General features: G+C 59.3%; 15 protein-coding genes and 1 tRNA gene. 8 read left to right on the top strand and 8 right to left on the bottom strand.

Annotated features, from left to right (window positions below; translation table 11 throughout):
- The first annotated feature begins 108 nt into the window (after positions 1-108).
- Positions 109-1629 (top strand): acetaldehyde dehydrogenase ExaC, encoded by a 1521-nt coding sequence (gene exaC / locus QP977_RS02650; protein ID WP_070827287.1) that lies wholly within the window; start codon positions 109-111, stop codon positions 1627-1629.
- Positions 1630-1810: 181 nt separating this feature from the next.
- Here exaC and QP977_RS02655 read toward each other — a convergent pair whose 3' ends face one another.
- Positions 1811-2248 carry a hypothetical protein gene (locus QP977_RS02655; RefSeq protein WP_049192879.1) on the bottom strand — a complete coding sequence of 146 codons (438 nt, stop codon included), beginning with the start codon at positions 2246-2248 and terminating at the stop codon, positions 1811-1813.
- 412 nt (positions 2249-2660) lie between these two features.
- Between QP977_RS02655 and QP977_RS02660 the strand changes: the two genes are divergently transcribed.
- The gene (locus QP977_RS02660; protein ID WP_049189619.1) at positions 2661-3014 is read left to right on the top strand and encodes a hypothetical protein; all 354 of its coding nucleotides are present in this window, start codon (positions 2661-2663) and stop codon (positions 3012-3014) included.
- Between the two features lie 764 nt (positions 3015-3778).
- Here QP977_RS02660 and QP977_RS02665 read toward each other — a convergent pair.
- A tRNA-Asn gene (locus QP977_RS02665) sits at positions 3779-3850 on the bottom strand.
- A gap of 347 nt (positions 3851-4197) precedes the next feature.
- Between QP977_RS02665 and QP977_RS02670 the strand changes: the two genes are divergently transcribed.
- Both QP977_RS02670 and QP977_RS02675 read left to right on the top strand, forming a co-directional pair.
- Complete coding sequence (locus QP977_RS02670; RefSeq protein ID WP_070653269.1) at positions 4198-5355, top strand: S-(hydroxymethyl)mycothiol dehydrogenase; 1158 nt, start codon at positions 4198-4200, stop codon at positions 5353-5355.
- Positions 5352-5984, top strand: coding sequence for an MBL fold metallo-hydrolase (locus QP977_RS02675; protein WP_049192878.1), 633 nt, complete (start codon positions 5352-5354; stop codon positions 5982-5984). Before QP977_RS02670 ends, QP977_RS02675 begins: the two co-directional genes overlap by 4 nt.
- A gap of 19 nt (positions 5985-6003) precedes the next feature.
- On the opposite strand, the gene dnaG is transcribed toward QP977_RS02675, so the two are convergent.
- Positions 6004-7935 (bottom strand): DNA primase, encoded by a 1932-nt coding sequence (dnaG, locus tag QP977_RS02680; RefSeq protein WP_080969560.1) that lies wholly within the window; start codon positions 7933-7935, stop codon positions 6004-6006.
- A gap of 119 nt (positions 7936-8054) precedes the next feature.
- Here dnaG and QP977_RS02685 point away from each other — a divergent pair, with 119 nt between their 5' ends.
- Positions 8055-8558, top strand: a complete 504-nt coding sequence (locus QP977_RS02685; RefSeq protein WP_049189621.1) for a guanyl-specific ribonuclease — start codon at positions 8055-8057, stop codon at positions 8556-8558.
- A gap of 26 nt (positions 8559-8584) precedes the next feature.
- Here QP977_RS02685 and QP977_RS02690 read toward each other — a convergent pair whose 3' ends face one another.
- A complete protein-coding gene (locus QP977_RS02690; RefSeq protein ID WP_083229230.1) occupies positions 8585-9280 on the bottom strand; it encodes a GAP family protein in 696 nt (231 codons plus the stop codon).
- Between the two features lie 84 nt (positions 9281-9364).
- On the opposite strand from QP977_RS02690, the gene QP977_RS02695 reads away from it, so the two are divergent.
- Positions 9365-9940: a TetR/AcrR family transcriptional regulator gene (locus QP977_RS02695; RefSeq protein ID WP_048732681.1), complete on the top strand. Its 576-nt coding sequence runs from the start codon at positions 9365-9367 to the stop codon at positions 9938-9940.
- Between the two features lie 15 nt (positions 9941-9955).
- Here the strand turns inward: QP977_RS02695 and QP977_RS02700 are convergent, their stop codons facing one another.
- Positions 9956-11248: a deoxyguanosinetriphosphate triphosphohydrolase gene (locus tag QP977_RS02700; RefSeq protein WP_048732682.1), complete on the bottom strand. Its 1293-nt coding sequence runs from the start codon at positions 11246-11248 to the stop codon at positions 9956-9958.
- A 28-nt stretch (positions 11249-11276) separates the two neighbouring features.
- On the opposite strand from QP977_RS02700, the gene QP977_RS02705 reads away from it, so the two are divergent.
- Positions 11277-13310, top strand: a complete 2034-nt coding sequence (locus tag QP977_RS02705; RefSeq protein ID WP_242458680.1) for a TPM domain-containing protein — start codon at positions 11277-11279, stop codon at positions 13308-13310.
- A gap of 8 nt (positions 13311-13318) precedes the next feature.
- On the opposite strand, the gene QP977_RS02710 is transcribed toward QP977_RS02705, so the two are convergent.
- Genes QP977_RS02710 through QP977_RS02720 form a run of 3 tightly spaced genes read right to left on the bottom strand, consistent with a single transcriptional unit; the run spans position 13319 to position 15677 of the window.
- Positions 13319-13735, bottom strand: coding sequence for a hypothetical protein (locus QP977_RS02710; RefSeq protein WP_016423108.1), 417 nt, complete (start codon positions 13733-13735; stop codon positions 13319-13321).
- Positions 13723-14292 (bottom strand): hypothetical protein, encoded by a 570-nt coding sequence (locus QP977_RS02715; RefSeq protein WP_016423109.1) that lies wholly within the window; start codon positions 14290-14292, stop codon positions 13723-13725. Before QP977_RS02715 ends, QP977_RS02710 begins: the two co-directional genes overlap by 13 nt.
- Positions 14292-15677: a glycine--tRNA ligase gene (locus QP977_RS02720; protein ID WP_049189626.1), complete on the bottom strand. Its 1386-nt coding sequence runs from the start codon at positions 15675-15677 to the stop codon at positions 14292-14294. Before QP977_RS02720 ends, QP977_RS02715 begins: the two co-directional genes overlap by 1 nt.
- Before the next feature lie 190 nt (positions 15678-15867).
- On the opposite strand from QP977_RS02720, the gene QP977_RS02725 reads away from it, so the two are divergent.
- Positions 15868-16362: a Fur family transcriptional regulator gene (locus QP977_RS02725; protein ID WP_070607075.1), complete on the top strand. Its 495-nt coding sequence runs from the start codon at positions 15868-15870 to the stop codon at positions 16360-16362.
- Positions 16363-16374 lie beyond the last annotated feature (12 nt).

The raw sequence follows: 16374 nt of genomic DNA on the forward strand, positions 1-16374 counted from the left end.
CGCATCTCTCGCAAAAGCGATGAAAAAATAAGTGTTGATTATGACACGAGTCACAATTTAAAGTTGGCTCATACGTTTGTTGTTTCCCTATAGAAAGGACGTGTCTACATGACTGTTTACGCCAACCCCGGCACCCCCGATGCAATCTTCACGTACAAGGAGCAGTACGAAAATTTCATCGATGGTAAGTGGACACCTCCAGTAAACGGGCAATACATGGACAACTCCACCCCGGTTACGGGCGAGGTTTTCTGCCGGGTTCCGCGGTCTAACGAGAAAGACATTGAGCTCGCTCTCGACGCCGCGCACAAGGCGAAGGACTCCTGGGCCTCGGTTCCTGCGGCCGAGCGGGCGCTGATCCTCCACCGCATCGCGGACCGTCTGGAGGAAAACCTTGAGAAGATTGCCGTCGCCGAGACCTGGGAGAACGGCAAGGCCATTCGCGAGACCCTCGCCGCTGACATCCCGCTCGCAATCGACCACTTCCGCTACTTCGCCGGGGCCACCCGCACGCAGGAGGGGCGCATCTCGCAGATTGACGACAACACGGTCGCCTACCACTTCCACGAGCCACTCGGCGTCGTCGGCCAGATTATCCCGTGGAACTTCCCCCTCCTGATGGCCGCATGGAAGATCGCCCCGGCCCTCGCCGCCGGCAACTGCATCGTGCTCAAGCCAGCAGAGCAGACCCCCGCGTCGATTCTCATGCTCACCGAGATTATCGCCGATTTGCTTCCGGACGGCGTTCTCAACATCGTCAATGGCCTCGGCACCGAGGCCGGTGCTGCGCTGACCGCAAGCGACCGGATCTCCAAAATTGCGTTCACCGGATCGACTGCCGTGGGCCAGCTAATCAACAAGGCAGTGTCCGACAAGATTATTCCGATCACGCTGGAGCTCGGCGGCAAGTCCCCATCCATCTTCTTCCCCGACATCATGGACGCCGACGACGCGTTCCGCGAGAAGTGCATCGAGGGCCTGGCCATGTTCGCGCTGAACCAGGGCGAGGTCTGCACCTGCCCGTCGCGAGCTCTAGTCCACGAGGACATCGCTGATGAGTTCCTGAAGCTCGCGGTCGAGCGCGTTAAGCAAATCAAGACCGGCAACCCGCTGGATACGTCGGTACAGATGGGTGCCCAGGCATCCCAGGAGCAGCTGGACAAGATCTCCGGCTACTTGGAGTCCGGACCGAAGGAGGGCGCACAGGTTCTCACCGGTGGCAACGTCGCCAAGCTCGAAGGGCTGGAGGGAGGCTACTACGTCGAGCCGACAATCTTTAAGGGCAACAACTCGATGCGTTTCTTCCGCGAGGAAATCTTCGGCCCGGTCCTGGCCGTGACAACCTTCAAGACCCTGGACGAGGCTCTCGAGATTGCCAACGACACTATCTACGGTCTTGGCGCCGGCGTGTGGAGCCGCAACCAGAACAACGCCTACCGCGCTGCCCGCGGTATCCAGGCCGGCCGCGTGTGGGTGAATAACTACCACAGCTACCCTGCTCACGCAGCCTTCGGCGGTTACAAGCAGTCCGGTATCGGCCGCGAGAATCACTTGATGATGCTCGAGCACTACCAGGAGACCAAGTGCATGCTCGTCTCTTACGACGAGAACCCGACTGGCCTGTTCTAAGAATCCGACCCCTTGGGGCTAGGCGATTTGTCGATTCCGATTCACGTCCGATGAAGGTGTCGACAATCGCCTCTGCCCCAAAAAACGCCCTCCGCGCCTGGCAGATTACGATGGTCGGCCTTAACCTGACGCACCAGGCGCTGGCGGCTCCAAAGTTAGAGGCCTAACTCACGGCCGCCAGCTAGGTCTCTCTTTCTTTCTTCGCTTTCCGGCGCCACCTACGCATCCGATTAATCGCGGCACTGGCGGCCCATCCGCCAAGAAATAGTAGCGGGATGTAGAAGAACACGACATAGGCGACGGCTAGGCCGTCCTGGCCATCGGGCGGCGTGGTGAGAAATAGGAATGCCAGATCGCCAAGCGCGGCAATTCCTGCGCCGGTAGCTGCTGCGACAATGCTCCGCGCGCTGGCCATCCCCCGAGCCAACGACCCATCACCGGCGAAAACGGCTATTGCTCCGACCAGCATTACTGAGACCAGCATGGACACAATCCACGACGCAATTCCTTCGTCGTAGGCGAGGTTGGGCTCCGGCAAGATGAGCCCACCTAAAACGCTCCACGCGACCGCGGCGAAAAAGGACGCCAGCAAGGGGCAGGTTATATTGTCGAGCCTCATGCGTCCCAGGTTACGTGAGATGACCTCCAGAAAGACCAAATCCCCCTCCCCAGTGGAGAATCGAGTCACGCCCGCAAGAGCAAAAATCCCCCGACCATAGAGTGGGTTAAGTAGCAAAACTGACAACCCCGAAAAATTATGGGCTGCAAATGTGAAACTGTGTGAGTTTATGACACTTTCAGGGCATTTTTCGTGCCATTTTTGACATAAACGCAGTCAGTAACTCGCATCCACCCAACGCCATCAGCCATAAACGCAGTCAGTAACTCGCACTGGGGTAAGTGGCGAAAGGTGCCCACCGGCGACGCACCGCCCAGACACGCTTTTCTTTACTTACCCCCATATTTCGGTTCACGAAGATACCTACGCGCTGGAGAAGCTGGCCGAGGTCAAGTCAGCGTGCAACCTCACCATGATTCTGACTCCTGGTAACCACGATCAGATTCACCCCAAGTTCCAGCCTGCGGTGCAGATGGAATGGATGGGCGCCTACCAGAACGTCTTTGACCTCATCAGCCTGAATCTCCAGATTAAACAGGGCAAGAAGGCCTATCTCGTCAACCACTACCCCGCGCTGATGGATCGGACCGCGTCCAAGAATGCCGTCCGCTGGGCTCCGCACGCTAATCGTTGGACCGGCATCGTTCACGGTCACACGCATTCGTCCGTGACGCTCATGCCTGGCCACGTCAACGTCGCGCCCGAAGCCCACGACCTGCAGATTATCCACAGTTCGACACTCTGGGACCTCCTAGATCAGGTCTAACCTTTAGCTTTACGACGGTCCCCGCGCCCCAGCCCAACCGCGCCACCTGCGGCTTCGGCTGGGGAACTCATAGCGCCCACGTCTCTAAGTACTCAGGTACTGGCTAGCTCGGGCAGCTTTGTGCCCCCCCCAAAAAAAAGTGCTCCATCGCCTCCTATGCGCCTGTCCATTTATGGCTTAACTGTCCGCCTATGGCCCAAAAGTGACCTGTTGCGCCAATGTGTACATATGGTCGCGTATACAGAGCCAAACGTTACTGTCGAGCCATACGTCATCTTCGAGCCATACGTGGCGTGCTGCCGCGATGCCGTGATGGCTCCTCTTCACTTGTCATTGCGCTATTGGGATTCTAGAACCCCCGCATAAGTGGCGAGTAAGTGGCAAGCTTTCGGCTCCAGCGCTCTGGCCCAAGACTCCAGCGACTTGTGGCCAAGGTATTCACCTATCGATGCGCTGGAGCGTGGCCATAAGTGAATACCTCATCGACATGTGAGAGACCCAGCCAATACCGTGCGCATAAGTGCCGAAAAACCATCGACAAGTCACCGACACCATCGACAAGACCCCGAAACTTGGCCATAAGTGGCGGAATAGAAAATAGACCGCTCACTCCCACGGCCCAACCCCTCAATAACCAGCCGGGGCGCGTCGGGGAAAGACACGAATTTTGTCCTTTGGCCCGAATATTTAATGATTGTTTTAGTGGATTAACACTGCGAATAAAAAACCAGGCCAGAGAAAAACTCCCTGACCTGGCCTAATTGCTCCTCCAGCTGGACTCGAACCAGCAACCCTTCGATTAACAGTCGAATGCTCTGCCATTGAGCTATGGAGGAATACTCACCGCCAAGAACCAGCTAACCCATACTTCGGCCACGCCGTTCCTTGCGACGGATAGATACTTTACCCAGACCCCCTGAAACTCACAAATCGCCAGGTCAAAGGTTAATTTAGGCATCTCATACCCATCGGCCATGACATTGTTGTGAGTTCTTGAAACCACACAATCCGTGCAATCCACATGATCCACGCAATCCACACAATCCGTGCAATCCGTGCAATCCACACAATCCGTGCAATCCGTGCAATCCACGCAATCTCACACAGCCCAACGAAGCCCCCAGCAGTACTGAAAACGCTTTCCATCATGCACTTTTCATACCGCGCTCATACGATGGGGCTTATGTCTGAACAAACCAACGGAACCGAAAACACCGAGCAAACCGCACGCGTTGTGCGCGGCGTTATCGCCCGCGAAAAAGGCGCACCTGTAGAACTTACTGATATCCACATCCCGTCCCCGGGCCCGAACGATGTCATTGTTGACATCCAGGCCTGCGGCGTCTGCCATACAGACCTGGCTTACCGCGACGGCGATATCACCGACGAGTACCCGTTCTTCCTCGGCCACGAGGCCGCAGGCGTGGTCTCCGAGATTGGCGAAGAGGTCACGCATGTTGCCGTCGGCGATTTCGTTGTCCTCAATTGGCGCGCCGTCTGTGGCGAGTGCCGCGCCTGCAAGCGTGGTGAGCCACAGTACTGCTTTAGCACTTTCAACGCCTCCAAGCCCATGACGCTTGCCGACGGCACCGTCCTCACCCCAGCACTTGGAATCGGCGCTTTTGCGGATGCCACCCTCGTCCACGAGGGCCAGTGCACCAAGGTCGATTCGGCAGCCGATCCGGCCGTTGCGGGCCTGCTGGGCTGCGGTGTCATGGCCGGCATCGGTGCGGCTATTAACACCGGCGAGGTCAAGCGCGGTGAATCGGTAGCCGTCATCGGCTGCGGTGGCGTTGGTACGGCCGCTATCGCCGGTGCCAAGCTGGCCGGCGCTAGCAAGATTATTGCCATCGATATCTCGAACGAGAAGCTGGACACCGCCCGCGAATTCGGCGCGACCGAGACTATTAACTCTGCGGAGCTGGCTAAGAGCGATAAGGGCACCGGGGAAGAGGATCCCGTCGTTAAGCGAGTGCGTGAGCTGACCGATGGTTTCGGTGCTGATGTCGTGATCGATGCGGTCGGCCGTCCGGAAACCTACAAGCAGGCGTTCTACGCCCGTGACCTGGCTGGACGTGTTGTGCTGGTCGGTGTTCCGGCGCCGACGATGGAGCTGGACATCCCGCTGGCGGATGTGTTTAGCCGCGGTGGTGCGCTGAAGTCGTCCTGGTACGGCGACTGCCTGCCGGAGCGGGACTTCCCGATGCTGGTAGATCTGTCGTTGCAAAACCGCCTGCCGTTGGAGGGCTTCGTAACGGAGCGCATTGGCATTGAGGATGTTGATGAGGCTTTCGAAACTATGAAGGCCGGTAAGGTACTGCGATCGGTGGTGACGCTGTGAACAAGGATTTGAGGGTCGACCACGTTCTCACGTCGGGCACGTTCTCGCTCGACGGTGGCACGTGGGACGTAGACAACAACGTATGGGTGCTCGGCGATGACCGTGAGGTCATTGTCATCGATGCGGCGCATGAGGCGCAGCCGATTATTGATGCGGTGGATGGCCGCAAGGTAAAGGCCATCGTGTGCACCCACGCACACAACGACCACATCACTGTGGCACCTGAGCTGCAGGAAAAGCTCGACGCTCCCCTGCTGGTCCACCCGGGCGACCAGATGCTGTGGGAGCAGTCCTGGCCGAACCTGGCGCACGAGGACCTCGCACACGGTCAGCGCCTGGAGATTGCGGGCATGGAGGTTGTCATTATTAACACTCCGGGCCACTCCCCTGGCTCGTGCTGTCTGTACGTGCCGGAGGCCGCGGAGCTGTTCTCGGGTGACACGCTGTTTTCCGGCGGTCCTGGAGCGACCGGTCGATCCTACTCGGATTTCGACACGATTATTAACTCCATCCGCGACAACCTGCTGACTCTGCCTGCGGAAACGACTGTCCGCACGGGTCATGGCGATCACACGACGATTGGCCGCGAGGCTCCGCACTTGGAAGAGTGGATTCGCCGCGGCTACTAGCCGCCCTACTAGTCGCTAGCTACTCAAACACGACCTTGACCGCCTCTGCTTGCAGTTCGCGGCGGTACTGCTCCATCGCGAGCAGGTCCGCGAACAGCGAGTTGTAGGCGGTTTCGTCATCTGAGGGCCGCATTCGCGAGAGCATCGCCTTCAGCTGTGCAATTTGGTCACCGACCCACACCTCCTGCAACCGCGCCAGAATCGCCTGCGCATACGGGCGCAGCGTCTCTGCATCGACGGCGATTTGCTCCACGCCCAGCTCAGTCACGAGATGCTTGACGACGTCCTCCCGCGCCTGATCCATAATTGCGGTCGCCCAGCTATGTGGCTGTGTGGCCGCCTCCCCACAGGCGCCCCCGGCAGCCATGATGGCGTCGAATACCGCTCGGTATGTCGGATGCCCAAAGGTCTCAGGTGCGAGCGCATCGAATACCGGGCCGGTGGTAGCGGGCTCTTGAATTGCCAGCTTGAGGGCCTCACGCTGCGCATAAAGCACAGGGTCCCGCGGGTTTGGATACGGCAGTGCCGGGTTGCGCCGGCGCCGCGCTTCCTCCGCCTCTTCGCGGGCCCGGGCCTCTTCTTGGCGACGCTGGTAGGGAGTGCGCTTTTCATTCTGTGGCCGACTGGCCTCCTCGCGGACGCGCTGCACAAGCTCGGCTTCATCATTCCAGCCAATCCAGCCGGCAACTTCGCGGGCATACTCATCGCGCAGCGCCGCGTCCTTGAGCTGGGCCAGGACAGGCACCACTCGGCGCAGCCCGGAGACCCTGCCATTAGCGGTGGTCAGGTCATAGTCGGCCAGAAGTGTGCGGAGGACAAATTCGATCAATGGCCGTCGTGAAGCGACGAGATCGCGGACTGCGGCCTCTCCCTTCTTCTGGCGCAGATCACACGGATCCATGCCGTCCGGCGCGACCGCGACGTAGGACTGGCCGGTGAAGTTCTGCTCGCCCTCGAAGGCGCGCATGGCGGCCTTCTGCCCTGCCTCGTCGCCGTCGAAGGTGTAGATGAGTTCGCCGCGGAAGAAGTTGTCGTCGAGCATGAGACGGCGCAGCAGCTGGAGGTGTTCCTCGCCGAAAGCGGTACCGCAGGACGCGACGGCCGTGGTCACGCCTGAGGCGTGCATGGCCATGACGTCAGTGTAGCCCTCCACGATTACAGCCTGATGACCAGCGGCAATGTCCTTCTTTGCCAGATCCAAGCCGAAGAGGACCTTGGACTTCTTGTACAGCATGGTCTCGGGCGTGTTCATGTACTTGCCCAGATTGTCATCGTCGAAAAGCTTGCGGGCACCAAAGCCGATGACATCGCCGGACATATTGCGAATCGGCCACATGAGACGACGGTGGAAACGGTCGATCGGCCCCATGCGCCCCATCTTGGAAAGACCTGCCTTATCCAGCTCCTCGAAGCTAAAGCCCAGGCGCTGCAGGTGCTTGGTTAGTGTGTCCCAGCCGGCCGGCGAGTAGCCACAGCCGAACTGGGCCGCGTGCTCGGCGGTGAAGCCGCGGTTTTCCAGAAACTCGCGCGCTGGCGCTGCTGCAGGCGTGGAGAACTGTTCGCGGTAGAACTTCTGTGCCTCGCGGTTTGCGGCGATGAGACGCTGGCGAGTTCCCGGTTCCTCGCGACGGCCCGTGCCGCCGCCCTCATAGTTAATGTGGAAGCCAATTTTCTCCGCACAGGCTTCGACAGCCTCCGGGAAAGACAGGTGTTCCATCTCCATGAGGAAGCTGAATACATCACCGCCCTTGCCGGTGGAAAAGCAGTGGTAGTAGCCATGATTGGGGCGTACGTGGAACGACGGCGTGCGCTCGTCTTTAAAAGGCGAAAGCCCTTTCAGAGAATCCGCGCCAGCCGGTTTGAGGTTCACGTATTCTGCAACGATCTCCTCAATCGGAGTCCGTTCGCGGATTGCCGCGATATCGGAGTCCGGAATTCTTCCCCTAGCCATGAAAATAACCTTACCCAAACCGTCCAATCGACTCCGCCGTAGAGGTTTCGCATGCCGACGAGCCGCCCGCGCCCAGCCCATAACGTGCCGGCGGCGACCGATATGGAAAGATACTAGCCATGGCTGAGTGGAAGAAGATTGCGAGCGGCGTCGGCGCTGCCGCCCTGGTGCTGGCTGGTAGTTACCTGGGACTCGATGGCGGAGATCAGAACGCATCGGGGTCGGAGGACTCACAGGGGTCGCAGAGTTCCGCTGCCTCTAGCGCGAAGTCGAATCCCAAGCCGGGTCCTAACTCGAGCAGCAACAAGTCGGGTGCAAAGGGTGCCACCTGCGCAGTAGATACCCTGCCGCAGGAGGCCGACGATGTTATCGACCGCATCCTGACCGACCAGGACCACATCTATTCGCAGCACGACGGCAAGCACTTCGGTAACTACGAGGGACGCCTGCCGAAGGAGCGCGGTGACTACTACCGCGAATACACCGTGACCACCCCGGGTAATTCCAGCCGCGGTGCACGCCGCATCGTTGTCGGCGGCGGTTCCGAAAACGATCCGGATGTCTGGTACTACACCGACGACCACTACGAGAGCTTCTGCGAGATTCCTGACGCGGAGGACTGAGCCAAAGTATCACTGCGGAATTAGCGCTACCCGATAAAACCGAGTTGATTTGCGCTCCGGGCAACAAGAACGATGCCAATTATTGCTGCCACCCACAAAACAGTGACCTTTGTTTCATATTCCAACCGGGGGATAACGCTCACTACCCGGCTGTAGACCTTATCTCCAAAGGCTGCGAAGAGCACTCCAACAATGACTGCGGGCAAAATCATCACTACACAGTAGAGCGCGAGGATAAGCAGTTGCACTGCGAAAGGCACTGCCATCGATTCAATAATTCCGATTGCCGCCAAGTACGGCAACATCGTACCGACCTCGACAACTGCTGCAGCTAAGGCTAAACCCACCATCGCTGGGAGACCGGCAGAACCTTTCTTAGTGTCCTCCGACCGAGATTCAATTACCTCTTCGACGGTCCGTTTCTTGGGATTCGGTGCCAGGATTCCGTAAGCAGCTAACAAAATACCCAACACCATCATCACCCAACTGAACCAAGTGTTGGATGCAATGCCCGAGACTGCGTCTAAAGCCTGACGCAGGCCGAAAAAGAGCGCGATGCCAACCGCAAAGTAGGACAAGACAATTGTCCCTAAATAAGTAACGTATTCGGCACCTCTCATCCTCCGCCAGACGATGAGCAGCACTACTGGAATCAGCAGGGTTCCAGCACTGAGACTGTCAAGAAGCGCAAGCCCCACAAGAACAAGATAGTCCATCTCCATCACTCCCTCGTACATTCGTATAGTAAACTATCATACAGTCGTACGGGAAGTGGCGCGAATGAAACCCCAAAGGAGTTTTAGGATATGAGCATGATGTCACCTCAAGAAAAAGCCATTTCCGATGCAGCAATCAAAGTGATTGTTAACCAGGGGTTCGACGTTGTCAGCGTTCGAAAAGTGGCTCAACAGGCGGGCGTAGCCCCTGGAACAGTGCAGTATTTTATGGGCACGAAAGACGAACTACTCAGCAGGGCACTTCTGCGCTCGGCAGCACGACAGCATGAAAGAGTCTCGTCGCTACGCTTTCAATCGAATACCTCGCCGCTAGAACAGCTCCACCGCTCCCTGCTCGAACTACTCCCCATCGGCCCAATACAGCGCGAAGACGCAGCACTGTGGGTTATCCTCGGTGCCGCTGCATCAACACGCAAAGTTCTGGCCCAGGAGTACCAGAACGAACTCAGTAGATTCCAGGACCATCTCATTTCAGCACTGTCCGCCGCAGACGTCCCTGGAGATATAGCTCAGACGGCCCGGCTCATCACAGCTATCGTAAATGGACTAGCCCTCGATTACATGCATGCGAAGCCCGACGCAGAGACTACGAAGGCGCTTTCCGATGACCTCAGTAGTAGCCTTCAGCGGATACTTCAAAAATAGTAATCGCTGACAGCACTACCCCCACGCCGCAGCCACACCAGCAATCTGGCGATCAAGCCGCTCTACACGCGATTCCGTCATCGACGCTAGCTGATCAACGATAACCCGCAGCCGCGCTTGGTCACTCTCCGCCCGGGAATAGAGCCACTGGAACATCGGATCAAGCGTCCCTGGAGCACCTTCCTGCAGATACTCGGCCACCCGGAAAAGACGATCGCGTTCACGCTCCTGACGGCGAATATGACGCGGAAGATCCATCACATACAGCACGGCGATGGTCTTCAGCATGGTGACCTCCGCCAGAATCGAGCTGGGCACGGCGAGGTCCGCGTCGTAACGCCCGAGCGGAAGCGTCGACCCGGAGGCAGCACGCGTACCCGCGACGGAAGCCGTGACGAAACGGCCGACCAGCTCCGAGGTCATCCGTTTCAGCGCGACCAGCGAGCGCAGCGAACCATCATAGGACGCCGCAGCTGATACCACCGGCAAGCTGGCAAGACGCCCGGCAGCCTCGACGAGCTCCGCTGGATCGCCACCAAATGCGGCAGCGCCCTTGTCAGCGAGTGCGGCCAGTTCCACCGTGTCCCACAGAACACCCAGGTCAACGCGGCCAGAGACGATGCCATCCTCGACATCGTGGACGGAATAGGCGACATCGTCAGACCAGTCCATGATCTGCGCCTCAAGACACTGCTTGCCGTGCGGAACGCCCTGGCGAATCCACTGCAGAATTGCGGCATCTTCCTGGTAGGCCCCGTACTTGTGGCGGAGCTGACCATCGGGACCGATTGGCGTCCACGGGTACTTACAAGCCGCATCGAGCGCCGCCCGAGTGAGATTGAGTCCGCAGGGCTCACCTGTACCATCGAGCACCTTCGGCTCGAGGCGAGTGAGAATACGCAGCGTCTGCGCGTTGCCCTCAAACCCGCCGCACCCAGCGGCAATCTCGTTGAGGGCGCGCTCGCCGTTGTGGCCATACGGCGGATGCCCGATGTCATGGGTCAGGCCGGCCAGCTCTGCGAGATCCTCATCTGCACCCAACTCGCTGGCGATTCCGCGGGAAATCTGCGCGACCTCCAGCGAGTGAGTCAGGCGTGTGCGGGGAGTATCGCCCTCCCCTGGCCCCACAACCTGGGTTTTGTCAGCCAGCCTGCGCAGCGCTGCGGAGTGCAGGACGCGGGCGCGATCTCGTGCAAACGCCGCCCGGTGGGTTTCCAAGGACTGCACCCCAGGCAGCAATGACTGCTTCGGAGACTCCTCGACAATACGAGCGAGTTCAAAAGATGAATACGAAAATTTACCGGCCACGTAATTATTGTTACGTATCCTTGTAGATATGTCTGACAGGAATCGCGTGTTTCGCCCCCTTTACCTTGCCGCATCGGGTGCTTTTCTCGGCCTGAGCATGCCGCTAATTACTGCCGCACTACCGGCACAGCCACCGGTTCACGCACCTGCTTCGCTGCTGGCACTCGCACCGTCAGCATCCCTGGCGCACGCCGAGGCACCGGCGGATGTGTCGGGCGAGGTGGCTGATCTCGCAGGTGTGCTGAGCGGCGGCGATGAAGCTCGTCTGAAGGAGCAGATTCAGCAGCTCAAGACAGAGAAGCGACTCCTGTTCTCGGTGTTTTATATCAAGAGCTTCGACGGCATTCAGGGCCAGCAGTGGGCACAGCAGGCCTGGGAACACCTCGGAGCTGCCGACAACCGCGGTGTCATCGTCGTCGCTGTGGAAGACCGAAACCTCGGCGCTTTCGTCGGAGACTCCTTCCCCCGCAACGCGGAGGCCATCAACAGGGCAGCTCAAGGGCAGTTGTTAGAGGATGACAACTGGGCAGCTGCGGGTGAAGCTGCCATCGCCGAGGCAGGCGGTGGCAGCGGCTCCGCCGGTGGGTGGGCGCTCGGTGCCGGCCTCGGTGGTGCTGCCGTTGTCGGTGGCGCCACCTGGGCCGTGGGCCGCCGCAATAAGAAGAAGCGCGATGAGGAGGAGATCGCTCGTGGCCGCAACATCGACCCCAAGGATGTCTCTTCGCTGGACTCGCTGAGCACCAGCTCGCTCGATGTTCTTGCGCACGATGAGATTGTCAGTACCGATGAGTCCATTCGCAAAGCCCGCACCGAGCTCGACCTCGCCCGCGCTGAGTTCGGCACCGAACGCATCCGCAGCTTCGACAACGCACTGAAGCACTCTCAGTCCACGCTCGAGCGTGCGTTTGCACTTCGCCAACAGCTTGACGACGGCTCCGTGTCCGACGAAATCGAGCGCCGCAGTGTCCTGCTGGAGATTATCTCCACCTGTGGTGTTGCGGATGACCAGCTCGACGGCGAGGCCGCAAACTTCCAGAAACTCCGCCAGGAGTTGATGAATGCTGAAGCGACGATTTCGAAGCTCACTCAGCGAAGTGTCGAGCTGCGTTCACGTATGCCGCGTGCCGGCGAAATTCTCGATGGTCTGCGCGCACGTTACGAAGAGCAGATGCTCAGCTCTGTGACCGACAATATCGACATGGCCACGGAGCACCTGAATCAGGCTGACCAGTCAATGTCTGAGGCCCGCCGCATCGCGGACCTACCTGCCGGTGAGCAAGGTGGTCTGATTGATGCGCTGTCGGCCACCGACTTTGCGCTCACACAGGCAGAGAGTCTTCTGGAGGCCATTGAACACGCCGATAGCGATATTCACGCTGCAGTCGCTGGACTGGCTTCCCTTATCGCCGAGGTCCGCGGTGAAATCGATGAGGCCTCGCACCTGATGTCGGCACCGCAAGGCGCCAACATCAACCGCGAGCGTCTCAATGCGGCCATCGAAGCAGGCCGTGAAGCACTCGGTGTGGCAGCCAATAAGTCCGAAGTGGATCCACTGAGTTCCTGGACCGCACTGACCGATGCCGATGAGCTACTCGACGAAGCCCTCGACTCCGCTCGAGACAAGGCCGCGTCGTTCGCCCGCGCTACCGCTACTTTGCAGCACAGCATGCAGGATGCCGACAATCACATTCGCGCCGCGGCTGACTTAATTGCTACCCGCCGCCGTGTGGTTGGCGCTGAGGCTCGCACTCGCCTCGCGGAGGCGCAGCGTGCTTACGGCTCTGCTCAGGGCTTGGCCAACGACGATCCGCGAAAGGCGTTGGCCTACGCACGTCGTGCGCGCAAGCTCGCGGCTGAGGCCGCTGACTTGGCCCGCCGTGACATCCGCCGCTACCAGGATCAGCGCCGCGGTGGCGGCAGCAACGGATCGATGGTCGCCGGCATGGTGCTGGGAAGCATGCTCAGCAACAACAGCGGCTTTGGTGGCAGCATCGGTGGCTTCGGCGGTTTCGGCGGAGGTTCGAGCCGACCAGGCGGCTCCGGCAGCACAATGGGCTTCTAGATTCCCGCCTAAATTCGCATCTGGCGTGGTCCATCCACAGACCACGTCGCCAGAGCGGCGGCAATCAGCCAGTCTTCGAAACTCCCCCGGAAGTCTCCTTTCTGGGCATAGACACCAAATACCCCTCGGCCTAGACTGTCCTCTCTGACGATTCGGGCGAGCTCATAGCCTGGCCGCTCGATGTCGAAGACCGTGCGAATTCCCCGTCCTTCTCTGTTTAGGACGAAAGAATCCCCCTCATCCGGATTCGTCATCACTAGCGCGTTCGTGCTAAAAAAGCGGGCTTTCACCTGCCAGCCACGCCCTTGTGACGAGGTGATCCAGAAAGCACTAAAGACCCCGTCCTGACAGCTCCAGCCGTCGGACAGGGCCTTTTGGTTCTCGTCGTAAACGACGCCGTCTGCAATAGTTGCTACACGATCCACACCCAAATCATATAGGCAATCAGCAAGAGCAAGCAGACAGTGAGAATCCAGGTAGAGGAAACCATGCGGGACTCCAGCACTCGACGAGCACTGTAGACCAGGAAGATCTTCTCCTCTTCCGGCAGCGCACGGCCCTCATCGGTGTCGAACTGCACCTCTGCGTGGCGCACGCCACGGGACGCACCGGTAAACTGACCCCACTTCTCGCCGGTCTTCGCATTCTCGATGACGTAGTTCGTCGATCCCTCGCACACCAGCTTGCCTTCAGGACGATCCGGCCCAAAGGTCACTGAAAGCTGCTTGGCTCGCGAAATCTTGTCACGGTCAGCAGCAACGGTCGAGAACACGCGGCCGTTGGGAAGCGTGGCGGAAACACGGTGATTAGCAGAGGCATCAATGACCCACTCCCCTTCCGGGGTGTTGAGGCGATCGCCCTGCTCATCACGGATGTACGTGCCGACTTCGGTGCTTTCCTTCAGAATCGGCCAGGTTTGCTCGGATTTTTCCCGAGAGCCGTCGCCGAGACTATAGGATTCCCAAAAAACTTCTTCGGCCATTAGCAGCCCACCAGGCGAGCTGCGAGGTAGCCTTCCAGCTCGTCAATCTTGACGCGCTCCTGCTCCATGGTGTCGCGGTCACGGACGGTCACAGCGTTGTCCTCGAGAGTATCGAAGTCAACGGTGACACAGAACGGAGTACCGATCTCATCCTGGCGACGGTAACGACGGCCGATAGCACCGGAGGTGTCGTAATCGACGGCCCAGTACTGGCGCAGCTTGTCCGCGACAGCCTCAGCGGTCGGAGTCAGGGTGTCCTTCTTCGACAGCGGCAGAACAGCAACCTTAACCGGCGACAGACGCGGGTCTAGCTTCAGCACGGTACGGGTGTCGGTGCCGCCCTTTGCGTTCGGCACCTCTTCCTCGGTGTAGGCATCACACAGGAAGGCCATCAAGGCGCGGGTCAGACCGAAGGACGGCTCAATGACGTACGGAACGTACTTTTCGCCGGTGACCTGGTCGTGGTAACGCAGGTCTTCCTTGGAGTGCTCGATGTGGCAGCCGAGGTCGTAGTCCGTACGGTTGGCGACACCCATCAGCTCGCCCCACTCGTTGCCCTGGAAGTGGAAGCGGTACTCGAAGTCGATTGTGCGTGCAGAGTAGTGAGCGCGCTCGTCCTTCGGAACGTCGAACTGACGCATGTTCTCCGGGTTAACGCCCAGGTCAATGAACCAGTTCCAGCAGGCGTCGACCCACTCATCGAACTTCTCTTCCGCCTCGTTCGGTGCGACGAAGTACTCGATCTCCATCTGCTCGAACTCGCGGGTACGGAAGATGAAGTTGCCCGGGGTGATCTCGTTACGGAATGCCTTACCGGTCTGGCCGATACCGAACGGTGGCTTCATACGAGCCGTGGTCATAACGTTCTTGAAGTTGACGAAGATACCCTGAGCGGTCTCCGGGCGCATGTAGTGCAGGCCCTGCTCATTGTCGACCGGGCCGAGGAAGGTCTTCATCAGACCGGAGAACATCTGCGGCTCGGTCCAGTTGCCCGGCTGACCGGTCTCCGGGTCCGGAACATCTGCCAGACCATTGGCCGGCGGGTGACCGTGCTTGGCCTCGTAGGCCTCCAGCAGGTGGTCAGCGCGGTAGCGCTTGTGGGTGTGCAGGGACTCCACCAGCGGGTCGGTGAAGGTAGCGACGTGGCCGGAAGCTTCCCAGACCTGGCGCGGCAGGATAATGGAGGAATCCAGGCCGACGACATCCTTACGACCGGTGACGAAGGTCTTCCACCACTGGCGCTTGATGTTTTCCTTCAGCTCCACACCCAGGGGACCGTAATCCCATGCCGAGCGGGTACCGCCGTAAATTTCACCACACGGGTAAACGAACCCCCTGCGCTTACACAGGTTGGCGACGGTATCGACAACTGACTTAGGTGCCACGGTCTAGACCACTCCTTATAAATGGCTTCGCATCGCACACCACACGCCTTTTCCGGGCACACAATTCAGCCCGTTCCGTGCGGCGAACGACATAATGAAAAGCAAAATGTACTGACCCCAACAGGCCAGTTAAAAGTTCCCCTATACTCTAGCGCATCTTGTCCAACCGATACCGGGTAGTGTCGGTTACATGGCTGGCGAAGATATGCACGAAGTTAGTTCTGGCGAAAACCCACGTGGTACGGGCTCCCCCGCTAGCACCGGAACACAAGCCTCCGCGCGGCCGGCCGCAACCCGCATCGGCCAGCGCAGTACTCGCCAACGCCGCGCCGTCGTGTCGATTATGAGTGAGGCCCCTAATTTTCGCTCCGCTGCTGACATTCATAAGTCGCTGACGGAACGTGGGGACAAGGTCGGCTTGACGACGGTCTATCGGACGCTCCAGTCCCTTGCAGAAATGGACATTGTCGATGTTCTGCACAATGCCTCCGGAGAGGCTCTGTACCGGCTGTGCGGTGACCACCACCATCATCACCTGGTCTGCACCGATTGCGGCAGCACCGTTGAAGTCGCCGGCGGCCCTGTCGAGCAGTGGGCGCACAGCCTTGCGGAGGAGCACGGTTTTAATCTGACCGGGCACACTGCTGAGGTCTTCGGCCTGTGCAGGGACTGCCAGAAGAAGTAGCCCGGGCTCCCT

The organism is Corynebacterium sp. MSK012, from assembly GCF_030232435.1.
GTDB classification, from domain to species: domain Bacteria; phylum Actinomycetota; class Actinomycetes; order Mycobacteriales; family Mycobacteriaceae; genus Corynebacterium; species Corynebacterium jeikeium_D.

What these genes read in the sequence shown, in the direction of transcription:
- exaC (WP_070827287.1), top strand. Translation starts at nt 109, where the DNA reads ATGACTGTTTACGCCAACCCCGGCACCCCCGATGCAATCTTCACGTAC.
- QP977_RS02655 (WP_049192879.1), bottom strand. Translation starts at nt 2,248, where the DNA reads ATGAGGCTCGACAATATAACCTGCCCCTTGCTGGCGTCCTTTTTCGCC.
- QP977_RS02660 (WP_049189619.1), top strand. Translation starts at nt 2,661, where the DNA reads ATGATTCTGACTCCTGGTAACCACGATCAGATTCACCCCAAGTTCCAG.
- QP977_RS02670 (WP_070653269.1), top strand. Translation starts at nt 4,198, where the DNA reads ATGTCTGAACAAACCAACGGAACCGAAAACACCGAGCAAACCGCACGC.
- dnaG (WP_080969560.1), bottom strand. Translation starts at nt 7,935, where the DNA reads ATGGCTAGGGGAAGAATTCCGGACTCCGATATCGCGGCAATCCGCGAA.
- QP977_RS02685 (WP_049189621.1), top strand. Translation starts at nt 8,055, where the DNA reads ATGGCTGAGTGGAAGAAGATTGCGAGCGGCGTCGGCGCTGCCGCCCTG.
- QP977_RS02690 (WP_083229230.1), bottom strand. Translation starts at nt 9,280, where the DNA reads ATGGAGATGGACTATCTTGTTCTTGTGGGGCTTGCGCTTCTTGACAGT.
- QP977_RS02695 (WP_048732681.1), top strand. Translation starts at nt 9,365, where the DNA reads ATGAGCATGATGTCACCTCAAGAAAAAGCCATTTCCGATGCAGCAATC.
- QP977_RS02705 (WP_242458680.1), top strand. Translation starts at nt 11,277, where the DNA reads ATGTCTGACAGGAATCGCGTGTTTCGCCCCCTTTACCTTGCCGCATCG.
- QP977_RS02715 (WP_016423109.1), bottom strand. Translation starts at nt 14,292, where the DNA reads ATGGCCGAAGAAGTTTTTTGGGAATCCTATAGTCTCGGCGACGGCTCT.
- QP977_RS02725 (WP_070607075.1), top strand. Translation starts at nt 15,868, where the DNA reads ATGGCTGGCGAAGATATGCACGAAGTTAGTTCTGGCGAAAACCCACGT.